Origin of the sequence: Paenibacillus sp. FSL F4-0125, from assembly GCF_038008565.1 — a bacterium.
GTDB lineage: Bacteria > Bacillota > Bacilli > Paenibacillales > Paenibacillaceae > Paenibacillus_AQ.
Genome location: NZ_JBBOZJ010000001.1, coordinates 2,174,166 through 2,195,834 on the forward strand (window position 1 = coordinate 2,174,166; position 21,669 = coordinate 2,195,834).

The following is a 21,669-nucleotide window of genomic DNA, read 5'->3' on the forward strand; positions in this document are numbered from 1 at the left end:
TTCCTCAGAACATCAGAAGTCATACAACAACCGCACTTTCTGCATATTGCAGAGAGGCGGTCGTTTTGTTGTTGAGTATCATATTATTCCTCAGTAGTCTTAGCTGAGGCTGGGGCACCTTTATTATTATACAGCCATAACGCATATTCCAAAGGACGCACCAGTGCTTTACGATACGTGTTGCCGTCCCCTGTTCGGGCGAACACTTCACGGGCAGGTTTTGGATTAACCTCCAGCACATAGATTTTTCCTTCTCGATCAATGGCGAGATCTAGTGCAAGCTCACATAAGGCTTCAAAGCTGTCTTCCAGGAAGGCTGCGGCATCAAGTCCTAATCGCTCTGCGGTTTTCATAACCTTATCGGTTTTATCCTGACTACCCAGCCATTCCTTCAGCAGCGTTTCCGCTCGAACGGCATGCCCACCCCCATGAAGATTGGAGGTTACGCTTCGGGCCGCACCGACCCTAGCGGCCATACCGGTCAGTTCCCAGATCCCTTGCCCATTCTTTTGAACGAGCATGCGATAATCATGGAAACGTCCGCCAGGCAGACGCAGCGGGATACCCTGCTGGACGAGAAAACGTCCACCGATACACCATTGTCGAACAATGGAATCCAATCTTGTGGAAGAGACCTTTCGGGGTGGAATAATCCGGCGATCTTGGCGACGGCCTTGAATATCAAAGACCCCTTTACTGTTCTTTACCCGCTCAATTCTAAGGATACCGCGTCCACCTGTACCGCTTGCAGGCTTGACATAGAGCACGGGATTCTGTTTTAACATCCGGTGCAGATCGGCAGAGGATTGATATAGCAAAGTTTCGGGCATATGCTGCCGGAACCGGCTTTTTTGTGAGAATGTTTGATGAATGGTCCATTTGTTGCGCAGAGGACGATTCAGAAACAGCAGATGTTTATAGCGTTCACGGAAACGAAGCAATTGTTGAAAGCGAGCGCTGCGCTGGATACGGCAACGATCATAAATCATGTTCGGGAAGGAACGCCATTTGCGAGACCATTTTCCGCTCTTGGGATCATAGATAAGGGCATGGATTTGCTCTTTGCTGGGATGGACATCCATGGGGGTAAACACAAAAACATCCAAACCGATTCGACTACCCTCAATGATCATTCTCCGGTACACGGCCTTTTCTTCAAGCTGCTTGGCTTCATTGATATACAAAGTGAGAATGCCTAAGACGGGCTCTGGCACAGGAGTTCACCTTCTTGTGGAGAAATGGTAGTACTGATGGTATTCTGCGGTGATCGGATCAATAAAGTTGGCTTGCCAGTAGGGCCACTAGTAAGCGCCACTGCGGCAAGGCCAACATTGAAGCACATTTTCAGACTGGCTGTATTATCGCTGGCAACACTGCATTCCAGGCGGCCTAAGCGCTTTAACTGGGCGGTCATCAGGGCGGTGCCGGTATGCTTATTCCGGTATAAGGGATGCACGGCAACGAGACAGGCTTCTTCCCCGAAACCGGATACGAAGCTTACTCCTGCTAGCTGGCGACCATTTTGACCGCGTACGGTAGCGACAAGCAGCGAGACACCCGGCTCTGACAACTGATCTGGTGTTAACTTGGCCAGTACCTTACAAGCTTGGTTTGTAATGCGCCGCTCTCCGTGCTCTCTTATAAACTCAAGCAGTCCGGTTAGCCGCGATTTCCACTTTTTAGTATCAGTGTCGTAGATGGAGGATATATGCATGCTGTGTCACATCCTTTAATGAATTCTACTTGGCATGTCGTGCTAAGTGCTGGCCATAATGAAAGATTCGCTCCAAAGAAAGCTTGCGAATCGCAGGCTCATCAAATTTCATCGGCCTTGAGTTTGCCTCAAAGAACCAGAGTCCTCCGTTCTCATCTACACCGAGATCCATGGACATCTCCCCGAGCATAGTGTCAGAGGCTCTCTCAATTTGTCTGGCGATTAACAGAGCAGTTGTAGGTACGCTTTTTAGAATGGAGGCGGCTCTTTCGGTTCCAAATGTGCTTTCCAGCATACTGGAGGGCTCCTCAATACTGCCGCCGCGTGGTACATGCGTGGTGATACTGCGGGCACCAGCTAGTCGCGCACCTATGCCGGTCATCGCCCAGCCTCCTCTGCTGTTTTTCTGCAGAAGTACACGCAGATCAAATGGTCGTCCTCGGTGAGTCGCCAGCTCAATGGCCTGCTGTACGATGTAACGCGAGGTACCCTTTTCCTTTCCGATCCGTGCCCAGAGGCGCTCTATAGAGGCGGCTTTGTATGTCACATTTTTTTTGCCGCTTTGAATTTGCAGCCGATAGGGCAAAGTGGTCTCAGCACGGTATTTTAAACGCATAATGCCTTTACCGGCTTTGCCGCTCTCCGGTTTTAGGTAGAGGCTGGTGTGATTATTTAGCATGGCAGTAAGCGTGTTTGCGCTGCGTAGACGTCTGGTTTTTGGAACATGCTTAGAGGTAGCATGTGAGCCTTTCAGCCATTCAAAGAGATTCCATTTATTGAAAAAATACGGATTATAAAGCTTAATGCCTGGATGCTCCAGGCATTGAGCTATTTTGCGTACGACAGCAGGTTTCTCCTCATCCTCACGGGTAGGAATTCGGTTATAGATAATTTGTGGAAGAGGTACAGGAATGCTGTACCATATTTTTCCGTTGGATGATGGGACATATCCGTTCACCATCCGTTCCTCAAGCTTCAAGTCACGGACAGTGACGACGTAGACAAGAAATCCCATTTCCTTGCCTGTGCGAATGATGTCCCGGAAGTTATTGCGGTTGCCATTAAAATGTCTTATTTTGTCGCTGGTTGTCAGTATGGCAATAACGGGTTTTGTTTCATCCGGAATATGCGTGCTCACATCTCATCCCTCCTGCGGAATTTGCTGAGGTATAGACAATGCTCCAGAATGTGCTCGATGGAAGCTTTGCCCTCAGCGCGCAGGGAGGGATGACGGAAGATGGAACGTCCTGGTTTGGCGTTGGCCTCGAACATCCAGATGTCTTCATCCTGATCAATGCCGAGATCAAAGCCGATTTCACCGAGCAAATGACGATGCTGGATTTCTAAGGATTCTGCCAGTTTAATGGCTGTACTCTTCGCACGCTGCAAGACTTCATCTGCTCTGCCGCCGAATACACGCCCGAGCGCCTGCCCAGGTGTAAGCAAAGCCCCCCCATTTTTGAGGTGAGTGGTGACGCTGCCTCGGCCGGCTTTTTTAGCGCCTATGCCGACAACAATCCATTGATTACTCCCGTTTTTATGCATATGGAATCGGAAATCAATGGGGCAGCCATCAATTTCAATCAAACGTATTCCTTGTTGGACGATATAATTCTGCAGGCCTTGACCGTGTCGTGATCGAAGCATACGCATGAGGCTTTCAAAGGTAGTGAAGCGCAGAAGTACGTTTTTACCACCCTTGCGGTAGCGGGCAAAATACCCTTTTTTCGGCAGATAGGTGAGTCGGTAAATCCCGTGACCCAGACTGCCTGCGGAAGGTTTGTAATATACAAAATGGTGGTGATCCAGCATTTCTCTCATTTTTTCGGAAGAGGGATTGCTGTGTGTTTCAGGGACGTAACGGTTTGCAGCCCCGTCATTCTCTAGCAGCCGGTAGATATCGGATTTATTGAAAAAGCTCCAGTTGAAGTAAGGGATTTTCTTGCGCATAAAGCGTTCGCGAAGCTGGTTGATATATGGTGAGGTTTCAGCTCTCCGACTTGGCAGCCGATTGTAGACAACATCAGGGAGCGGAACCATTTTACGCTCGAATTTGCCGCCTGCGGTTAGGAAATAACCATAGACTTGCTCCTGCTGCCAGTTGATATCACGCGGCATAAAGGCAAATATATAACATTTGTTACTGCCTTCCCGCAGCAATTGCTTTATAAAGCCAGTGCGGGAACCGAAGGGTTGATTTGAAGATGCTGGCCCATCAGACAATACACCGACTAAAGGTCCAAGCTGTACCTCGTCGTTTTGCAGATTGCGTAAATAGATACCACCAGATTTCGGAACCTTGATAGCACTCTTTACACCAGTGGCGAGGAATAGATGATTTCCGGCGCGCTTGATGGGCTTGATCATGGTCGGGATGGCATCTTTACCGAGTCTAAGGCGAATGTTCTTTTTCCCGGTTAATTTCAAGCTTTTCATCAGTGCACCTGATACATATACAACTCTTTGGGGCTGCTTAGTGAAATGCACATTGCAAAAAGTGAGACTCATTTATGAATCCTCCTTAGGAACCATTGTTATCATTCTCCCGTTTATAACGGAGCTGTCCGTAGATAGGGATGGTATCCGTCGCTGTGTGAGTAGCAGATGGCGCGCATAAGACAGTGGATTCTCGGCGGCGAGCTTAGCAGCCCGGCGGTCGCCCGTCAGCCGGAATACCGTGCGCCCTGGCTTGGAATTTGCTTCTAGTAAATGAATCCGACCGCTCGAATCAATACCGAAATCTAGGCCGAGTTCTCCAAGCCTACCGCATGCGGCCTCCAGAAGAGGAGGCAAGTATGCAGCTTCTGTAGCAAGCTCCTGCATGATGTCTTTTCCGTCCTGACCATATTCTGCAAGCAAAAAGGGTAAAGGAGGAACCGCAGTTCCACCGCCGTGCAGGTTTGAAGTCAGTGAACCATGATTACCCAGCCGAACGGCCATGCCAGTAAGATCCCAGCGGCCGAGGCCATTCTTTTGCATCAATACACGCACATCGAACGGTTGCCCCTTACGATTAGTTAGGTGCAGATAAGGCTGTATAATATAGCGGCGTGTGCCGATAAATTCATGAATCCAGTTCAGTCCTTCATCCTGCGAGCTGAATACATATTGAAAGGGTGTATTTGTCCCATCACGCCCTCGTACTCTTATGCCTCCTCCAGAGCGTCTGTTCTGCAGTATGGCATGCAATGTACGTTTGCCGTGAGAACCAGCTTTGGGTTTTAGGAAGACCCCGTATTCTCTTTCGGCGAGCATATTGCTTAACTTGCGTGTACCGGTATAAAGAACAGTTTCCGGCAGTAAAATAGCTGCTCTTCGGTTGCGCTTCAAGATCTCGTATACGCCCCATTTATCAGGTAAACCTCTTGACCAAGGTAGTGAGCGGTGAAGGAAAGAGAGTGCAGACGAAGCTTCTTTTCTTTCTTTCGGACTGTTGTAAAAACAACGATTATAAATGATATCCGGTGGTGTAGAGGTCGTATTGTGCCAGCTTCCGTCTTTCCATGTATAACCGGTTATAGATGACCCGTCTGCCGCTACTCCGTCCGGATGAAACACGAGGACTTTAAGATTATATCGCGGAGCTGCACGGCATAAATGACTGCAAAATTCTGGCTCGGCAATCGGAGGATTCCCGTGGCGACGGCCCGTCATAATGCCGAGGAACCCCATAGCTGTTTCAGTCATTGTGTCCTCCTTATAAACCGGCCAAATAGCGGCAATACAGAATCATTTGCTTGACGGACGGTCTGATTTTTTGATCGTTTAGCGGTGTGTTATCGTTCTTGGAAGGTTTGGAGTTAACCTCCAAGAGCCATATTCGTCCGGATTGATCCAGTGCCAGATCGATTCCGAGCTCTCCGAAATGAGCAGGGATAAAGGTTTCTACTCCTCTTGCAATGGCAAGTGCTGCTCTTGGAAGCTGAAGCTGTACGCTATCCTTGGTACCTGGAGGAAGGCTGCTCTTGCTAACGGCTTCACGGACAGTACTGAGACTGCCACCTCTTGCTAGATTGGAGACGAAATGATTGCTCCCAGCGGTACGAGCGACAATGGAGGTAACCCCCCATTTTCCGGTACCATTCTTTTGTACAAGTGCTCGAAAATCTACAGGACGCTTACCGAGCTCCATCAAAGGTAATCCTTGTTGAATCTGGTAGCGCGTTGTCTTCATCTTGGGAGCAACAGACTGGTACAGTTTAGCTAAAGTCGGGTAGCTTTGCTTGCGTGTACCTATAGAGGTAGTAGATAACAAACGGTATCCTCCGCCTTCATCTTTGGAGATTCGGAGAATGCCTTTGCCGAGACTGCCTCGTACAGGCTTTAGAAACACGCTTGGGTATTGGCTACACATCTTCTTTACAACAGCAAAACCGTTTAAAGCATGCGATTCCGGTAAATACCGCTTCAATGAAGGGTCTTGCGCTAAAGCTTCAAATACTTCTGTCTTGTCAAGAAATTTTTCGTTGAAGAAATGCGTTCCATACCGTGATTTTACATCCGCCAAAAAATGCTGTACGCTAGGTTTATTCTCCACCTTTCGCGTCGTTAGCCGATTGTTGATTACATCGGCGATGGGCAGACTCATTTTCCTCCAACCCTCGTTGTATACCCAGCCCTGGATGGCAGTGCTGCTTGTTTCGAGCGCTTCCGGGGTAAAGAAATATACATAGGCGCCTTGTACGTGGCAGGCATTTGTTAATTCTCGACAGAACATGGTAATGGGTCCAAAAAGCCTGTCGAGATTATCTGGATGGTCACGACTGACGAGTACACCTATCAACGGTCCAAGCCGTAAGGTACGACTTACGGAGCTGTAAGAGGCGTTGAGGGTTTGCCGATGTTTCCATCCGGTCCGCCGCGCCAGTCCTTCGCTTACACGCAGGCTGTCGGATTTGGGAGCCGGGATGATGGTAACCTCCTGCCGGAAAGAGCCGAAAGCCAGCTGGAGCGTTCCGTGAGCCGGGATTTTGAGTCTTTTCATGGATCGTTCGCCAAGCATTATAGCGTTTTCCTGCAGGATGCCCGAGTGGACCGTATGGACCGGGATCTTGAATTGGGACATCGTGGATCTCCTTCCGGTAGGCAGCATGATGCCGGCAATTTGGTAGCTAAGGGTTACATATCATTCATCATATGGAGACAGATGACCCTTGGTGATTGACCTACTCTTTAAAAACCTTGCCACATCATTTCATAAGTCTGACCCAAGAAGCGAAACAAGCATGGGATGAATCAATATTTGGAAACTTAAGCGTAAGCTTCCGAGGTGAGTTTTGTACGAAGTAAGCCAGGGAGCGAATGCTAACAAAACTTAAGCGTAAGCTTCCGAAGTGAGTTTTGTACGAAGTAAGCCAGGAAGCGAATGCTAACAAAACTTAAGCGTAAGCTTCCGAGGTGAGTTTTGTACGAAGTAAGCCAGGAAGCGAATGCTAACAAAACTTTTAGGAGGAATTATAATGAGTATTCACGACAAAGCATATGAACTGGCGAAAGCCATTAAAGAAAGCACTGAGGTAGCGGATATCACCAATGCGATGAAACTGGTGGAAACAGATCCAGAAGCCAAAGCAATGCTTGACAACTTCCGCAACGGCCAAATGGAGCTTCAACAACGGATGATGAGCGGAGATATGCCTCCACAGGAAGAAATGGAGAAAATGGAGAAATTATTCGAGGTGCTTAACATGAATCTTGGGATTCGCCGTCTGTTCGATGCAGAACGCCGTCTGAGCGTTGTAATTGAGGATGTAAACAAAATTATTACCGAGAGCTTGTCGCAATTGTATGGCGAATAAACGCTTATTGTAAGCGGGTATTTACTTGGAAAGTTTCATCAACGCAATCTAAAGAGGGTGTTCCCGAAGCCGTTTGGCATTGGAAACACCCTCTTTATTCTTGTGACTAGCGTAGGAGTAAACTAACTAATCCTGCTTACCTTCGATTGCGCAAAGAAGAATACCAGCAGCCAAACCCAGGCGGCGATCAAGCATTCCTTTGGGATCTTCGGAGAAGTCAGCCATAATTTTTGTAACGAATGGGTTGAAGTTCTGTTTGAAGGCCGGAATCGTTGTGTCATCCATCTCGATATTGTATTTCTGAGGGATAATAGAGATAAAGCGGCGGAGTAAAGCCATCGCGGTGCTATCTTCCTTGATTTTTCCGATTTCCTGATCATGACGATCGAGAATCATCCATTCATCTTTCAAAATAGATTTGAGTCCCTTACGGCGCAGTGCACCGATGTGCTCGCCAGTCTCCGTATCATGTACATCATAAGTTGCGCTAAAATCGACTACACTGCGGGCTTTGATTCGCAATAGTTCCTTATTCATGCTCTCGTCCGTATACAGCGCAATATCCTCTTTCAGCTTGAATGCTTTCATTTGTGAATAGAGTACAAGTTGCTCCGTATTATCATAAATATGAAGCTTCGCACCCATGATCGAAAATACCTTTTTTCGAATTATGTATTCGGTATGAGTATAAGTTGTATTCAAGTCTAAATCGCCCCCTAAATGAAATTATCATCTCATATATAAGCTTTGCTAGCTACATAAATGCGTACTATTTTATATTTTTTTGAGTAAAAGTATATTTTTGTGGACTTGTCTCATATTAAGGACTTCAAGTTCATAGAGTAGAGATATAGATTCAATCGAATATCTTGTCTGCGAAGGAGTTGTTAGTAATGAGAAAAAGAAACAAGTTTAAACATGGTGTCTATCTGGTGCTGGCGTTGGCCATGCTTTTGTATGCTCTGCCGAAGTTATCGCTAGCGAATGGGCCTAGTTGGGTATTTGGTTTTGGAGTGATCTGGTCACTTTTCGCCTTTATGGTCATTGCGGCACATCTGCATTTCATTATTGGTGTTGATGAGGAGAAAACCAAGCGTTTAGAAGCTGTGCGAAAAGCAAAACTGGAACAATGGCAATCCAAATGGAATGAAGAAACTAGAGTTACACAAAGATCATAGAAGTGGAGTTGTGTCCTTTAGTGACTAGATTTGAGTTTCAGGGGAAAAGCGCCAGGCTGGCAAAAAGAGGTGCATAAATCCCCTGGAATCCCGGAAAAAGCGCCGAATTAGGGTAAAGAGGTGCATAAATGCCCTAGAATCCCGGAAAAATCGCCGAAATGGCGTAAAGAGGTGCATAAATGCCCTAGATTCCTGGAAAAAGCGCCAAATTAGCGTAAAGAGGTGCATAAATGCCCTAGAATCCCGAAAAAAGCCCACTAGCTAAAGCCAGTGGGCTTTAAGAATCCCCCTGCGAACGCAGGGGGATTAAATTTATCGTGCACCTGTAAAAGGATTGATCTCATCTGAGAGATCTTTTTCAGCTTTCTTTTCTTCTGCAGATATTCGTTTACCAAGAGCCGCGTAGTAGCACACCGCAGGAACGAGAACCGCGAGTATAAAAAGAAATTGCATAAAGTCATCCCCTTTCACCCTTACAGTATAACATATTTTTCCTTTTTTTCTTAAGAGTCTATTCTCTATTGTCTATTGCCTACCCAGTTTGTCTAACAAACGGATTAATTTTTACTGACCGATGACGAGCACTCTACTTCAAATACGTAACTGGCGCTCCCCTGAGGCCATCTCGCTTGGATTATATACAGATGTCTGCCGCTACCTGCTGCGAGTTGAAAGCTGTTGTTATCCACGGAAAGGGCTTCGTCTGGTCGTTCCTCACCAGGAAATGAAGCCATAACCTCTATTTCTTTGGGTACAGATGAGAATTTGAGTTCTACCTGATCGCGGCTGATGGCCTTGGGATGTACCTTCTGTTTGGTAACCAATTGATCGTATGAAGCCATATCTACACACACGCCTTTACCATACTCGTTCCAGCAATAAGAGCCTTGAATGGCATCGAACTGCTCACCGCCAACAGTAACTTGAACGGTAGGGGGCTGTGGGTTAATAGGGTCTGCTGGAGAGTTCTTATCTTCTTTAAGAGTCGTTTGAAACAAGTCCAACAGGTCCTTTTTGCTGGTATCTGAAAGACGATAGTGGCCCATTTGTCCGGATTGAATGAGTAATCCACTGTTACTTTCGCCAATCCAAAAAGAGAATTCATAACTTATGCCATCCTTCATGTTCACAGTGGTTCTGTAATCGCTGGGAGCAATATCTAGTTGTCCTTTATCATATTCAGCAGTAGTTATGGCTTGAACGAATCGTTTGAAGGAGGATGCTTCAGAGATAGTCGCCACTGGATGATCTTTTTCTATTAAATTAATGGAAACTATTTTTTCTGCATTCAGCTCTATTTGATCTGTTTGTTTGACTTCGGTTCCCGTATTTCCACAGCCGACCAGTCCTATGAAAAACAAAATAATGGTAAAAAGTATTAAAGCAAACTTGTTCATATTCGCAATTCTCCTTTACGCATGTTCTAACTCTCAGACTATAAAAAAGAGGAAAAGGTTGCTAAATAAAGGAAGTGTATTTCACGTGAAGTTTATAGCCTCTGCAGAATTATCCCATTTGGCAAAGGAGGTGTTTCAAGCGATTATCAGATCTAATATATTGTAATAACTTCCTTGATTATAGATCGTGTGCGGGCAGTTAAATTCGAATCCGATGCTTATGAATCGGTTGTACTGTGCCATTCTCTCCGTGTATAATGAGTACAGTATAGTACAGATCGGAGTACGGGGGTGTAACAGTTGGAAGGTCAAGGCGATGCAATTACTAAACACGAGCAACTGCTGCAGCATATTGAAAGTCTTAAGGTAGGCTCCAAAATATCTGTTCGTAAGCTTGCAAAAGAAATGTTAGTCAGCGAGGGAACTGCATATCGTGCAGTGAAGGAAGCTGAGAATCTTGGAATTGTCATCACGAAGGAACGGATTGGTACAGTACGTGTAGAAAAAAAGCCTCGTAACATTTCTGAACAGCTGACGTTTGGGGACGTGGTTGATATTGTTGAGGGTCATGTTCTTGGCGGGGCTAGCGGACTGAGTAAGCATCTTCATAAATATGTAATCGGTGCGATGAAGGTCGACGCGATGATTCGTTATATAGACGCAGACAGCCTGCTCATTGTAGGTAACCGTGATGATGTTCACTCTTTGGCGCTAGAGCAAGGTGCAGCAGTTCTCGTTACAGGTGGCTTCGGGACAAGCCGTGAAGTTAAGGCGTTAGCGGACGAGCTGGACCTCCCGATCATTTCATCAAGACATGACACGTTTACTGTGGCATCAATGATTAACCGTGCCATTTTTGATAGATTGATTAAGAAAAAAATCATGCTTGTAGAGGATATTGTCGACAGCAAACCGCGTCTGAATACGTTGAAAATTTCAAGCACCGTCGGTGAGCTGCGGCAAATTTCAGAGGAGACTGGAGAGCAACGTTTTCCCGTTACGGATGAATGGAACCGAGTGATTGGCATTATTGGACGACGTGAAGTAGAGGACCTGACAGAAGGGCAAAGTATTGAAAAGGCTATGGTTCGGAGTCCGGTTACCGCTGCACTGCATACTTCACTAGCCTCAGCTGCGCAGATCATGATGTGGGAAGGCGTCGATTTCCTGCCTATTGTAGACCGTAACCGCAAATTAGTGGGCTCCCTAACTCGTAAAGAAGTGCTGCAAAGTTTGCGAGATGTCCGTAACACTCCACAGCTTGGTGAGACCTTCGATCATCTCATCTGGAACGGTTTTGCGGATGAGCGGGATGAAGAGGGACGATTGTTTTTTCATGGCTTCATTACTCCTCAGATGGCGACTGACCTCGGAACCATTTCTGAAGGTGTTTTGTCTACGCTAATGACGCTCTCAGCGTTTAAGGCTGCTAAGGATATTACAGGAAATGACTATGTCTTAGATAATATGTCTACCTATTTTATCCGGCCGGTACAGATCGAACACGCGATCATTGTAATGCCGAGACTGCTCGAGATTAGTCGCCGTACTTGTAAGCTAGAAATAGAGATCAGCTATTCAGATACCCTGGTAGCGAAAGCTGTTCTAATGCTGCAATCTATTGACCACGGCTAAGACACGACGAGTGATAAACATGCTAAATAGACTGCCCTCGAGGTTGATAATGAGGGTAGTCTATTTTATTCTTGCAATCCTATCAAGACTAAAGCCTAGGCTTTCGACTGATGCTGCTCTTGGCTGCGGCTGTAATAACTATAGCTACGCAGTCCTGAGAAGATGTTGAACACACCGATCAGAAGAAAGGCAGCTTCAACAATAATATTAACGGTGGAGCCGCGAAACAGAAACATGGAAATTAGGGACAGCGTTACGAGCATTGCGCCCAGCATCACATTCATAACGGAGCGTTTTAGCCCCTTAACTCGGGGATTTAAGGCACGGCGAGAGGATAAGCTGTACACAGCGGCACCGATTACAAAGACCACCAGCAGGATAAACAATAAATACTTGATAAATAAAACCATGGACAGCCAGCTCCTTTATCATGTCGTGCAAAAGCCTTGAAGTAATTTCCACTTTTGTCTGTCCATTATTGTATCATACGATTGTTGTTAGTTGCGCTTAAAAGGACTGATTTCCACCCAGATTTGCAAAACGCCTTCCATGACGAGCATCGTCCGGATTTTGACAGAGTATTCCTTCTCACGCACAATGTAAAGTTTACCATCCAGCAGCAGCCTAACCAGTTTACTGTCTGTGTCAATATCGAACATGCTGCGGCCGCGCATCGGTTCCAGATCTGATCGTATTTCGCTAAGTATTAATTTTAAAGTTACGGGGTCAACTGGGTTTGAGCCTTCTGATTGGGCTTTGCTTTCCTCCGATCGAATTTTGATTTCTCTGATTACCGTAGAGGTATTATTATATTTTTTGAGTGTTTTAATATCCTCTTGATATTGCTCGATCTGTACACGCAGGTCTGCATTATTCAGCCATAACACATTATATCCAACATGGTATATGGCGTTGTATATGACGGCTCCCACGACGATCCCTAGCATGAATATAGCGGAAATTTGAGTGAATCTACGAAAACGACTGAATGGTGGAACTCTCACTGGCGTTACCCCCTGCCGCACACCCATTTTACTAGCTCACTGCCCATATGGGCTCCGAGAAAAGCGAAGGCAATATACATGATTTGCTTGATGGCAGGGGAAAGGTTGCCCCCAATCATGTTGCTTTCAATGACCCGTAAAGGATCCATAGTGCCTCCTACAGCGGCGGCAAGTGCCCATATTTTAATCCGGTCTGCTACATCTAGCATCGTTTGCGTCGGTGGTTGCAGGGAGACAACGGCGCCGATTCCACCGACCATAGCTCCGCCAAGTACGATGCCGAAGGCGATAAAGAAATCGAGGATCGCTTTGCTCATGAAAATGCTCATAAAGGCCCCTTCCCGGACGAGGCATCTATAAACGTTGCCTGTCCATGTGCTCTTAATCCATTCTATGGGCGGGTCCCCCTTTAATATGATAAAATAGTTTCATCTTATAGTGCGAGTTCAAAAAGTACGGCTTTCAGCACCGAGAAGATTGAAAGAAGGTAGAAAATGAGGAGCGGAAGCTGCGTGAGCACCGGAAGTTCCGCCTGAATTTAATATTCGATGTCGAGTAAGCTTCTTGGGTTACTTCGTGATCAAAAGCGGACTTTGTGAACAACTATTTATGTTTGATTTTTGTAGTAGAAAGGAAGTGGGATGATGAGCCCTTTCGTGCATTTGCATGTGCACAGCGAATACAGTTTACTGGACGGGGCGGCGCGCATTACCGATCTCGTGCGCCGGGCCGGCGAATACGGCATGAAGTCGCTGGCGCTTACGGATCATGGAGTGATGTATGGGGCGATCCCCTTTTATAAAGCGTGTAAAGAGAATGGAATCAAGCCGATTATCGGCTGTGAAGCTTATTTAACCGCAGGCTCTCGCCGAGAGCGAGGCAGTCGTAAAGATCAGCCGATTTATCACCTGATTCTGCTCGTCAAGAATGAAACCGGCTACAAGAATCTGATGAAGCTGATCTCTATCGGCCATCTGGAAGGCCATCACTATAAACCTCGTATTGATATGGAGGTTCTGGCCGCTCATTCGGAGGGGATCATATGCCTCAGTGCATGTCTAGGCGGCGAAGTGCCGCAGCATCTGTTGCATGGAAGAGATGACGAGGCGCGAAAGGCTGCGCTGCGATATAAGGCGATTTTTGGCGAAGACTTCTACCTGGAGCTTCAAGATCACGGAATTTCCGAGCAAAAGCGAGTGAATCCGAAGCTGATCGCTCTTGCCAAGGCCTGTGAGATCCCACTCGTAGCTACGAATGACGTTCATTATTTAGCTAAGGAAGATGCAGAGGTACAGGATGTTCTGATCTGTATTGGAACAGGTAAAACTGTGGATGATGAGGAACGGCTCAAGATCGGAACAGATCAGTTATTTTTAAAAAGCAGTGAACAGATGGCAGCGTTATTCCCCCATGTGCCTGATGCTATTAGTAACACGCTACTGATCGCAGAAAAATGTAATCTGGAGCTTACCTTCGGTCAACATATTCTGCCTGCTTATTCACCGATTCCGGAAGGTATGGACTCTGCTGCATATTTGCGTGAGCTATGCTTTAGGGGGCTTGAAGAACGATATATTGATACACCACTGTGGGTATCGCCTGAGCAAAGAGAGACTGCTGAGAAGCGTCTTGCCTATGAGCTTGGTGTCATCGAGAGTATGGGATTTAGCGATTATTTTTTAATTGTGTGGGATTTTATCGCTTATTGTCATCGTCAGGGGATTGCTACAGGACCGGGCCGGGGTTCCTCCGCGGGTAGTCTTACAGCTTACTCCCTACGAATCACCGATGTGGATCCGCTTAAGTATAATTTGCTCTTTGAACGTTTCTTAAATCCAGAACGAATCACGATGCCGGATATTGATATCGATTTTAGTGATGAACGCCGTGATGAGGTTATCGCTTATGTGGTGGAGAAATACGGCAAAGAACATGTGGCACAGATTATTACATTTGGAACCATGGCTGCACGGGCTGCGGTTCGTGATGTGGGCAGGGTGCTGAATTTACCTTATAACGAGGTAGACAAAGCTGCCAAGCTCATCCCAGGTCAACTAGGTATCAGCCTTGCTAGAGCGCTTGAGACTACTCCAGATCTTAAAGCGCTATATGACAGTAATCCGAAGATCAAGGGCTTGCTGGATATGGCAATGAAGGTGGAAGGGATGCCTCGGCATGCTTCGACACATGCTGCCGGGGTTGTCATTTCCAAAGGTCCGCTAACTGATGCTGTACCCCTCCAGGAAGGTAACGAAAGTACAGCTTTAACTCAGTACTCTATGGAGCATTTGGAGAGTGTCGGGCTGCTGAAGATGGATTTTCTGGGCTTGCGTACTTTGTCGATTATCGAACGCTGTATGAATTCGATTAAAGAAATGAGTGGCAGTGTTCCGAATTTCAAAACGATACCAGACCATGATCCGCTTACGTATGAAATGCTAGGTGCTGGGGAGACGACTGGGGTCTTCCAATTGGAATCGGCGGGTGTAAGACGTGTGCTGAAGGATTTGAAGCCTAACGGTTTTGAAGATATCGTATCCGTTCTTGCGCTGTATCGTCCGGGTCCAATGGAGTTTATCCCGAAATATATAGCAGGTAAGCATGGTCAGATTGAAGTAGAGTACCCACATTCTGATTTGAAATCTATATTAGCGGATACCTATGGGATTATTGTGTACCAGGAACAGATTATGCAGATTGCTTCGCTTATGGCCGGATTCTCGCTTGGTGAAGCGGATCTGCTCCGCCGAGCGGTCTCTAAGAAGAAACGTGAGACGCTGGATAAGGAACGCAGCCATTTTGTACAGGGGAGCTTGCAGCAAGGATATAACGAAGCGGATGCGAATGCCGTTTATGATATGATTGTAAGGTTTGCCGATTATGGTTTCCCTCGTGCGCATGCGGCGGCTTATGGTGTGCTGGCTTTCCAGACGGCATATCTCAAGGCGCATTATCCGGTGCAGTTTATGGCATCTATGCTGACGGCTGTAATGGGCACCCACCGTAAAGTGGCGGAGTATGTGCTGGACTGCCGCCGCACGGGCATCGGCGTTTTACCGCCGGATGTGAACGAGAGCGGCGTGTTGTTTACCCCAGTTCCAGGGGAAGAAACGGGAACTGGGCATATCCGCTTTGGGCTCGCGGCGATTAAGAATGTCGGCACGTTAGCAGTGGAGAATATTATGTCGGTCCGTAAGGAACGGCCGTTCGACAGTCTGCTCGATTTCTGTCGACGTGTCGATCTGCGGGTCTGCAACAAGCGGGTAGTGGAGTCTTTGCTGCAGGCAGGAGCTTTTGACTGTCTGCCGGGTCATAGAGCCCAACTGCTCGCTATGCTGGACGAGACCGTTGACGCCGCGCTGAAATGGCGCAAGGAGCGGGATGAGCTGCAAATCCAGTTGTTCGACGATTTGGTGGAAACGCCAAACTGGGAGATTCGCTATCCGGATATCCCTAAGTTCACAGTAGGACAGCAGCTGGAGATGGAACGTGAGCTGCTGGGGCTGTATCTATCAGGTCACCCGCTCGACGATAGCGCTGAGCTGCTTGAGGAGCCTGGTATACAGCGGCTGATGGACCTCGGTGAAGCCGCAGATGAGAGTCAGACGGTTACGGCCGGCATGGTCGTATCCGTGAAGGAAATTACGACGAAGCAAGGAAAATCGATGGCCTTCATCGAATGGGAAGATCAGATCGAGCGCTGCGAAGTCGTGCTCTTCCCCGAGGTGTGGAAGCGAAGCCGCAGCTTGATTGCCAAGGGCGCGCTGTTAGCCTTGCGCGCTAAGGTGCAGCAGGAGGACGAAGGCTTCAAGCTGCTGGCCGAGGAAGTGGCGCTGCTCTCCGCGGAGACACTCCGCGGCCTGCTGCAGCGCCGTAGTGCCGCCGCGTCCCGCTCATATAGCGCGGGACGCTCGGCCTCAGCAGGAGCACCGCAGCGCGGCGGCACTCCTGCTTCGCGGGCTAGCGGGGCCGCCACTGGCCCCGCGGGCGGCGCAGCTGCGCCTGCAACACCTGCACCGGCCGCTGCGTCAGCGCCGGTCTCAGGCCAGCGTGTCTTTATCAAGATCACGCCGGCCGCCGAGAATGCTGCGCAGCTGTCGCACTTGAAGGAGCTGCTGCAGAATCATCCAGGCCCAGTAGCGACGATTCTGTTCTACGAACGGGATCAGAAGCTCCTGGCCCTTAGCGATAACTACCGGATCAAGCCTACTCAGGAGCTGTTCGCGGCTATCGAGTCTATGCTGGGAGCAGGTACCGTAAGAATAAAATAAGAACAATTCTATCCTTTTCCGCATACATTAGGAAACCACAGGGCGAATCCCTGGGCGGAAAGGGGAATGACATCATGTCCTATCAAATGGCTGTCGATCTGTTGGAACGTAGAGGCGTATCACTTTCTTCTATTGCTGAGATCGTATATATTTTACAATCTGTTTATTATCCTGGTTTATCCAAGGAAGAATGCCTTTCCAGTGTGAAATCTGTTCTGGGAAAAAGAGAAGTGCAGTACACGTTAATGACGGGGATCGCACTTGATGAACTGGCAGAAAAAAGACTGCTTCCGCAGCCGCTCCAGGCAGTTATGGAGGCGGATGAATCACTTTATGGTGCGGACGAGACTCTAGCCCTTGGTATCACAGGGGTATATGGGATGATCGGACTTACAGGATTTGGGTACTTGGACAAAATAAAGCTTGGAATCATCGGTGAATTGAACGATGATAAGGGGAGTATTCATGTGTTCTTGGATGACCTTGTGGCGGGTATCGCTGCAGCTGCTTCTGCTAGAATTGCTCATCGGCATGAAGGAGCAAAAGTATATCCTATAGTCACGGACACGGAATAAATGACTCGATTTATTTCGATTGAACGAGTTCCTCAGTCTTGCTTCCTTTGCCCTACGCCTGTTGCGGGAAAAAAGAAAACTGTGTTATCATAATTCCATTATACGGGATACGGCTGGGAATTAAGATTGGGGAGGCCTTGCAAGGCATGTGGACGGTAATATATATCGCGCCGACCGCCAAAGTGGCGGATATGATTAAGAGTAAGCTGACTGAAGAAGGTTTTTTAGTAAAATGCCGTCCAATCAATATGTCCAAGCAGCAGTTTGAGATATTGGTTCCTTCGGGTGAACTGGAGGAAGTACAGGAAGTCCTTAATCTTATTCTGCATCCCTGAATTTCTATCAAGAGAAAAGTCATGACAGCGGCAAGCTGCATAACGCAAATAAACGGCTGAAGAGGTGCGGGTGTGTTCAAAGATTTATTTCAGAAGAAACGGAAGTACGCGACTATTCCTTCAGAACGTCTGGAGCGAAGCGGCGAGCCTGCAGAAGGCGAACGCCCCAAACGGGAAATTCCAGAAGGATTAATGAGTAAATGTAATAAATGCGGAACGATCCAGTATAGCAAGGAATTGGAAAAGAATCTAAAGGTATGTCCTACTTGTGGTCATCATTTGCGCTTGAATGCTGTTGAGCGTATTGCTATGACGTTAGACCCAGAGGGCTTTATTGAGTTTGACAGTGAAATGTATTCCATAGATCCGCTGAAATTCCCCGGTTATGCTTCTAAACTGGAGCAGCAGCAACTAAAATCGGGACAAACTGATGCCGTGATTACGGGACAGGGATCTATTGGCGGGCATCCAGTGATCGTAGCTGTGATGAATTTCGAATTTTTCTCCGGCAGTATGGGATCTGTGGTAGGTGAGAAGATTACCCGGGCGATTGAAGAAGCCACGGAGAAGCAGCTTCCACTCCTTATTTTCTCTACTTCAGGCGGAGCGAGAATGCAGGAGAGTATTTTAAGCCTTATGCAAATGGCGAAGACCAGTGCAGCCCTTGCTCGTTTTAATGAGGTGGGCGGCCTTTATATTTCTATAATTACGGATCCGACAACCGGCGGAGTCTCTGCAAGCTTTGCTAGTCTTGGGGATATTATTATTGCAGAGCCTGGAGCGGTATTCGGTTTCGCAGGACGTATAGTCATTGAACAGACGATTCGCCAGAAGCTTCCGGATGATTTTCAGACAGCTGAATTTAATCTGCAGCATGGCTTGATTGATATGGTTGTGCACCGTAAAGAAATGCGCGCTACACTGACCAAAATTTTGGAATTGCATGATGTGAAAGGGGGATTTTAGGTTGGCAGGAGAGTTGCCTTTTGAAATGCCTCTAGTTGAAATGCGCAAGAAAATTGCCGAGCTAAAGCAGTTTGGCGAAGAGAAGGGTATTGATTTTACGGATGAGGTAGCAAGGTTGGAAGAACGGTACCGTGTGCTTGAGGAGGAAGTGTATTCTAATATCTCTCCTTCCCAAAAAATGCATCTAGCCAGACATCAAGGTCGTCCGACTTCACTTGATCTTATGGGACAGATCTTCACAGATTTCATTGAGCTGCACGGAGATCGGATGTTTGGGGATGATCTAGCTATTGTAGGCGGTATCGCGAAGCTGAACGGCGTCCCGGTTACGGTCATTGGCCAGCAACGCGGTAAAGATACGAAAGAAAATATTTTACGCTTTTTCGGCAGTGCACACCCTGAAGGCTTCCGTAAAGCGCTACGTCTGATGCAGCAAGCGGACAAGTTCAAACGTCCCATTATTACCTTCGTGGATACGAAAGGCGCATATCCAGGGAATACAGCTGAGGAAAGAGGCCAGTCTGAAGCGATCGCGCGTAATTTGCGTGAAATGTCTCAGTTTGGTGTTCCTGTCATCTGTGTTGTCATCGGAGAAGGCGGAAGTGGCGGCGCACTAGCACTGGCAGTGGGTAACAGAGTGCTTATGCTGGAGCATGCCATCTATTCTGTAATATCTCCTAACGGGGCTGCTTCGATTCTATGGAAGGATGCTTCGAAGGCTGATCAAGCGGCGGAAGCCATGAAGATAACGGCATCTGATCTGCTTGAAATGGAAGTCATTGAAGAGATTGTTCCTGAGCCAAAAGGCGGCGCACATCGTGATTACGAGGCTACAGCAGCTGCAATTAAGGATGCGTTATGGCGTCACTTGCAGGAGCTGATTTCTCTGAATAGTGCGGAGCTAAAAGAAGATCGTTACCGTAAATTCCGTAAAATCGGTGAGTTTGCTGAAGCCCAGCAGGAGCAGATTTTCCTTGAAGAAGAAGTGGAATCTGAAGTGTAAGAAGGGTGTTACCATTTGCACTTTAAGACATATAACCATACTTAGTGGACCATATTGAATTAAGTGTAAATTATACATTTTATTGGAATTAAAATAATCTCGACGTAATGCCGGGATTATTTTAATTTTTTTTGTGCGTTCAGATAATTCGAGCTCAAATTACATCTAAAAGAGCCTACAACATTGATTTTGTGTCTAAGTTGCAGTAATATTCATAAGGGCGTAGTTAAAGGCACATGTGACAAAGTTCCTATTTAATTAGTTAGCCTTGTAGTAGATTTTGTAGTTGGAAAAAGTGAGACAGAGAGAACGAAAAAACGGAGGAAAACCTAATGCGGAAAAGTAAAATTGTATGTACGATCGGACCTGCGAGTGAATCGTTGGAGAATATCAAAAAATTGATTTTGGCTGGTATGAATGTGGCCCGTTTGAATTTCTCCCACGGCGATTTTGAAGAGCATGGTGCTCGGATTAACACGATCCGTCAAGCATCTAAGGAACTGAACAAAACTGTTGCTATCCTGCTCGATACAAAAGGACCGGAGATTCGCACAGGCAAGTTGGAAGTAGAACCGATTGAACTAGTTCAGGACGAGTACCTGACACTAACTACGGAAGAAATCCTTGGCACCCAAGAACGTATTTCCATCACGTACAGCGAGCTTCCTAATGATGTTCAAGTAGGCTCCACCATCCTTATTGATGACGGTCTAATTGGTTTGACAGTTGTCGACATTCAAGGTACAGAAATCAAGACCCGTATTGTAAACGGTGGTACGATCAAGAGCAAAAAGGGCGTTAACGTACCAGGAGTAAACATCTCCTTGCCGGGTATTACGGAAAAAGACACCAACGATATTCTTTTCGGTATCGAACAGGACATCGATTTTATCGCCGCTTCCTTCGTTCGCAAAGCTAGCGACGTTCAGGAAATTCGTGAGCTGCTTGCGAAAAACAACGCTTCTCACATTCAAATCATTTCCAAAATCGAAAACCAACAAGGTGTTGACAACCTTGATGAAATTTTAGAAGCTTCCGACGGCCTGATGGTTGCTCGTGGTGACCTTGGTGTTGAAATCCCAGCTGAAGATGTACCTTTGGCTCAAAAATTAATGATTCAAAAATGTAACGTTGCTGGCAAACCAGTAATCACAGCTACACAAATGCTGGATTCTATGCAACGTAACCCACGTCCTACTCGCGCTGAAGCAAGTGACGTAGCAAACGCTATTTTCGACGGAACAGATGCAATCATGCTATCCGGAGAAACTGCTGCTGGTAAATATCCAGTAGAATCCGTTCTTACAATGTCCCGTATTGCTGAGAAAGCGGAGTCCGCACTGGATCACCATGAAATTTTCTCGAAACAACAAACTGCACAAGAAACTACAGTTACAGAAGCGATCAGCCAATCCGTTGCAATTTCCGCTTTGGATCTGAACGCTAAGGCTATTCTTTCTTCGACGGTTACAGGTCATACTGCACGCGTTGTTTCCAAATACCGTCCTAAAGCACCAATCATTGCTGTTACGACACAAGAAAGAACTATGCGTCAATTGTCCCTCGTTTGGGGCGTAACACCAGTATTCGGTAAAGTAGCTACTTCCACAGATGAATTGCTTGAAACAGCAATCCAAGGTGGTAAGGATTCCGGTCTGGTTCAAGCTGGCGACCTAGTTGTGATTACTGCAGGAATTCCACTTGGACGTTCCGGTTCCACAAACTTGGTAAAAGTAAGCACAATCGAGTAGCACTCGACTGGCTTTGCCTGATTCGTAGTATATATTTTAAAA

Annotated in this window: 21 protein-coding genes; 9 read left to right on the top strand and 12 right to left on the bottom strand. The window is 47.0% G+C overall.

Annotation, left to right across the window (positions count from 1 at the left end):
• Window positions 1-83: 83 nt before the first annotated feature.
• From NST74_RS09300 to NST74_RS09325, 6 genes are read right to left on the bottom strand one after another with little or no spacing between them, the layout of a single operon-like run.
• Complete coding sequence (locus tag NST74_RS09300; RefSeq protein ID WP_341111657.1) at window positions 84-1,214, bottom strand: YheC/YheD family endospore coat-associated protein; 1,131 nt, start codon at window positions 1,212-1,214, stop codon at window positions 84-86.
• Window positions 1,196-1,714: an N-acetyltransferase gene (locus NST74_RS09305; RefSeq protein ID WP_341111658.1), complete on the bottom strand. Its 519-nt coding sequence runs from the start codon at window positions 1,712-1,714 to the stop codon at window positions 1,196-1,198. Before NST74_RS09305 ends, NST74_RS09300 begins: the two co-directional genes overlap by 19 nt.
• Before the next feature lie 25 nt (window positions 1,715-1,739).
• Window positions 1,740-2,852 (bottom strand): YheC/YheD family endospore coat-associated protein, encoded by a 1,113-nt coding sequence (locus tag NST74_RS09310; RefSeq protein WP_076121529.1) that lies wholly within the window; start codon window positions 2,850-2,852, stop codon window positions 1,740-1,742.
• On the bottom strand, window positions 2,849-4,222 hold the full coding sequence (locus NST74_RS09315; protein ID WP_341111659.1) for a YheC/YheD family endospore coat-associated protein: 1,374 nt from the start codon (window positions 4,220-4,222) through the stop codon (window positions 2,849-2,851). The genes NST74_RS09310 and NST74_RS09315 overlap by 4 nt, the downstream gene beginning before the upstream one ends.
• Window positions 4,223-5,401 carry a YheC/YheD family endospore coat-associated protein gene (locus NST74_RS09320; RefSeq protein ID WP_341111661.1) on the bottom strand — a complete coding sequence of 393 codons (1,179 nt, stop codon included), beginning with the start codon at window positions 5,399-5,401 and terminating at the stop codon, window positions 4,223-4,225.
• A 10-nt stretch (window positions 5,402-5,411) separates the two neighbouring features.
• On the bottom strand, window positions 5,412-6,779 hold the full coding sequence (locus NST74_RS09325) for a YheC/YheD family endospore coat-associated protein (protein ID WP_341111662.1): 1,368 nt from the start codon (window positions 6,777-6,779) through the stop codon (window positions 5,412-5,414).
• 394 nt (window positions 6,780-7,173) lie between these two features.
• On the opposite strand from NST74_RS09325, the gene NST74_RS09330 reads away from it, so the two are divergent.
• The gene (locus NST74_RS09330; RefSeq protein ID WP_341111663.1) at window positions 7,174-7,512 is read left to right on the top strand and encodes a YlbF family regulator; all 339 of its coding nucleotides are present in this window, start codon (window positions 7,174-7,176) and stop codon (window positions 7,510-7,512) included.
• A gap of 126 nt (window positions 7,513-7,638) precedes the next feature.
• Here NST74_RS09330 and NST74_RS09335 read toward each other — a convergent pair whose 3' ends face one another.
• Window positions 7,639-8,214 carry a hypothetical protein gene (locus tag NST74_RS09335; RefSeq protein WP_042125952.1) on the bottom strand — a complete coding sequence of 192 codons (576 nt, stop codon included), beginning with the start codon at window positions 8,212-8,214 and terminating at the stop codon, window positions 7,639-7,641.
• Between the two features lie 191 nt (window positions 8,215-8,405).
• Between NST74_RS09335 and NST74_RS09340 the strand changes: the two genes are divergently transcribed.
• Window positions 8,406-8,690 (top strand): hypothetical protein, encoded by a 285-nt coding sequence (locus NST74_RS09340; RefSeq protein WP_042125953.1) that lies wholly within the window; start codon window positions 8,406-8,408, stop codon window positions 8,688-8,690.
• 312 nt (window positions 8,691-9,002) lie between these two features.
• Here the strand turns inward: NST74_RS09340 and NST74_RS09345 are convergent, their stop codons facing one another.
• Together NST74_RS09345 and NST74_RS09350 are read right to left on the bottom strand one after the other, a co-directional pair.
• On the bottom strand, window positions 9,003-9,143 hold the full coding sequence (locus NST74_RS09345) for a hypothetical protein (RefSeq protein ID WP_341111664.1): 141 nt from the start codon (window positions 9,141-9,143) through the stop codon (window positions 9,003-9,005).
• Window positions 9,144-9,247: 104 nt separating this feature from the next.
• Window positions 9,248-10,087, bottom strand: a complete 840-nt coding sequence (locus tag NST74_RS09350) for a hypothetical protein (RefSeq protein WP_341111666.1) — start codon at window positions 10,085-10,087, stop codon at window positions 9,248-9,250.
• 300 nt (window positions 10,088-10,387) lie between these two features.
• Between NST74_RS09350 and NST74_RS09355 the strand changes: the two genes are divergently transcribed.
• Complete coding sequence (locus tag NST74_RS09355) at window positions 10,388-11,722, top strand: DRTGG domain-containing protein (protein WP_042125955.1); 1,335 nt, start codon at window positions 10,388-10,390, stop codon at window positions 11,720-11,722.
• A 95-nt stretch (window positions 11,723-11,817) separates the two neighbouring features.
• Here NST74_RS09355 and NST74_RS09360 read toward each other — a convergent pair whose 3' ends face one another.
• The 3 genes from NST74_RS09360 to NST74_RS09370 all read right to left on the bottom strand — a co-directional run bounded on the left by NST74_RS09360 (window position 11,818) and on the right by NST74_RS09370 (window position 13,055).
• Window positions 11,818-12,132, bottom strand: coding sequence for a YtpI family protein (locus tag NST74_RS09360; protein WP_042125957.1), 315 nt, complete (start codon window positions 12,130-12,132; stop codon window positions 11,818-11,820).
• Between the two features lie 87 nt (window positions 12,133-12,219).
• Window positions 12,220-12,726 carry a DUF4044 domain-containing protein gene (locus NST74_RS09365; RefSeq protein WP_042125959.1) on the bottom strand — a complete coding sequence of 169 codons (507 nt, stop codon included), beginning with the start codon at window positions 12,724-12,726 and terminating at the stop codon, window positions 12,220-12,222.
• A gap of 5 nt (window positions 12,727-12,731) precedes the next feature.
• Window positions 12,732-13,055 carry a YtrH family sporulation protein gene (locus NST74_RS09370; RefSeq protein WP_042125960.1) on the bottom strand — a complete coding sequence of 108 codons (324 nt, stop codon included), beginning with the start codon at window positions 13,053-13,055 and terminating at the stop codon, window positions 12,732-12,734.
• Window positions 13,056-13,370: 315 nt separating this feature from the next.
• Here NST74_RS09370 and NST74_RS09375 point away from each other — a divergent pair, with 315 nt between their 5' ends.
• The 6 genes from NST74_RS09375 to pyk all read left to right on the top strand — a co-directional run bounded on the left by NST74_RS09375 (window position 13,371) and on the right by pyk (window position 21,627).
• Window positions 13,371-16,997, top strand: coding sequence for a DNA polymerase III subunit alpha (locus NST74_RS09375; protein ID WP_341115860.1), 3,627 nt, complete (start codon window positions 13,371-13,373; stop codon window positions 16,995-16,997).
• Between the two features lie 74 nt (window positions 16,998-17,071).
• Window positions 17,072-17,572 (top strand): phosphatidylglycerophosphatase A family protein, encoded by a 501-nt coding sequence (locus NST74_RS09380; protein ID WP_042125964.1) that lies wholly within the window; start codon window positions 17,072-17,074, stop codon window positions 17,570-17,572.
• A 146-nt stretch (window positions 17,573-17,718) separates the two neighbouring features.
• Complete coding sequence (locus NST74_RS09385) at window positions 17,719-17,907, top strand: hypothetical protein (protein ID WP_042125966.1); 189 nt, start codon at window positions 17,719-17,721, stop codon at window positions 17,905-17,907.
• Between the two features lie 72 nt (window positions 17,908-17,979).
• Complete coding sequence (gene accD / locus NST74_RS09390; protein ID WP_076121509.1) at window positions 17,980-18,873, top strand: acetyl-CoA carboxylase, carboxyltransferase subunit beta; 894 nt, start codon at window positions 17,980-17,982, stop codon at window positions 18,871-18,873.
• 1 nt (window position 18,874) lies between these two features.
• Entirely contained in the window at window positions 18,875-19,876 is a 1,002-nt protein-coding gene (locus tag NST74_RS09395; protein ID WP_076121507.1) for an acetyl-CoA carboxylase carboxyltransferase subunit alpha, read from the top strand.
• A gap of 332 nt (window positions 19,877-20,208) precedes the next feature.
• Entirely contained in the window at window positions 20,209-21,627 is a 1,419-nt protein-coding gene (gene pyk, locus NST74_RS09400; RefSeq protein ID WP_341111672.1) for a pyruvate kinase, read from the top strand.
• The last annotated feature ends 42 nt before the right edge of the window (window positions 21,628-21,669 follow it).

Excerpts from the sequence above, each read along its gene's own strand:
- NST74_RS09305 (WP_341111658.1), bottom strand. The coding sequence starts at position 1,714 with ATGCATATATCCTCCATCTACGACACTGATACTAAAAAGTGGAAATCG.
- NST74_RS09315 (WP_341111659.1), bottom strand. The coding sequence starts at position 4,222 with ATGAGTCTCACTTTTTGCAATGTGCATTTCACTAAGCAGCCCCAAAGA.
- NST74_RS09320 (WP_341111661.1), bottom strand. The coding sequence starts at position 5,401 with ATGACTGAAACAGCTATGGGGTTCCTCGGCATTATGACGGGCCGTCGC.
- NST74_RS09325 (WP_341111662.1), bottom strand. The coding sequence starts at position 6,779 with ATGTCCCAATTCAAGATCCCGGTCCATACGGTCCACTCGGGCATCCTG.
- NST74_RS09330 (WP_341111663.1), top strand. The coding sequence starts at position 7,174 with ATGAGTATTCACGACAAAGCATATGAACTGGCGAAAGCCATTAAAGAA.
- NST74_RS09340 (WP_042125953.1), top strand. The coding sequence starts at position 8,406 with ATGAGAAAAAGAAACAAGTTTAAACATGGTGTCTATCTGGTGCTGGCG.
- NST74_RS09345 (WP_341111664.1), bottom strand. The coding sequence starts at position 9,143 with ATGCAATTTCTTTTTATACTCGCGGTTCTCGTTCCTGCGGTGTGCTAC.
- NST74_RS09350 (WP_341111666.1), bottom strand. The coding sequence starts at position 10,087 with ATGAACAAGTTTGCTTTAATACTTTTTACCATTATTTTGTTTTTCATA.
- NST74_RS09360 (WP_042125957.1), bottom strand. The coding sequence starts at position 12,132 with ATGGTTTTATTTATCAAGTATTTATTGTTTATCCTGCTGGTGGTCTTT.
- NST74_RS09370 (WP_042125960.1), bottom strand. The coding sequence starts at position 13,055 with ATGAGCATTTTCATGAGCAAAGCGATCCTCGATTTCTTTATCGCCTTC.
- NST74_RS09375 (WP_341115860.1), top strand. The coding sequence starts at position 13,371 with ATGAGCCCTTTCGTGCATTTGCATGTGCACAGCGAATACAGTTTACTG.
- NST74_RS09380 (WP_042125964.1), top strand. The coding sequence starts at position 17,072 with ATGTCCTATCAAATGGCTGTCGATCTGTTGGAACGTAGAGGCGTATCA.
- NST74_RS09385 (WP_042125966.1), top strand. The coding sequence starts at position 17,719 with ATGTGGACGGTAATATATATCGCGCCGACCGCCAAAGTGGCGGATATG.
- pyk (WP_341111672.1), top strand. The coding sequence starts at position 20,209 with ATGCGGAAAAGTAAAATTGTATGTACGATCGGACCTGCGAGTGAATCG.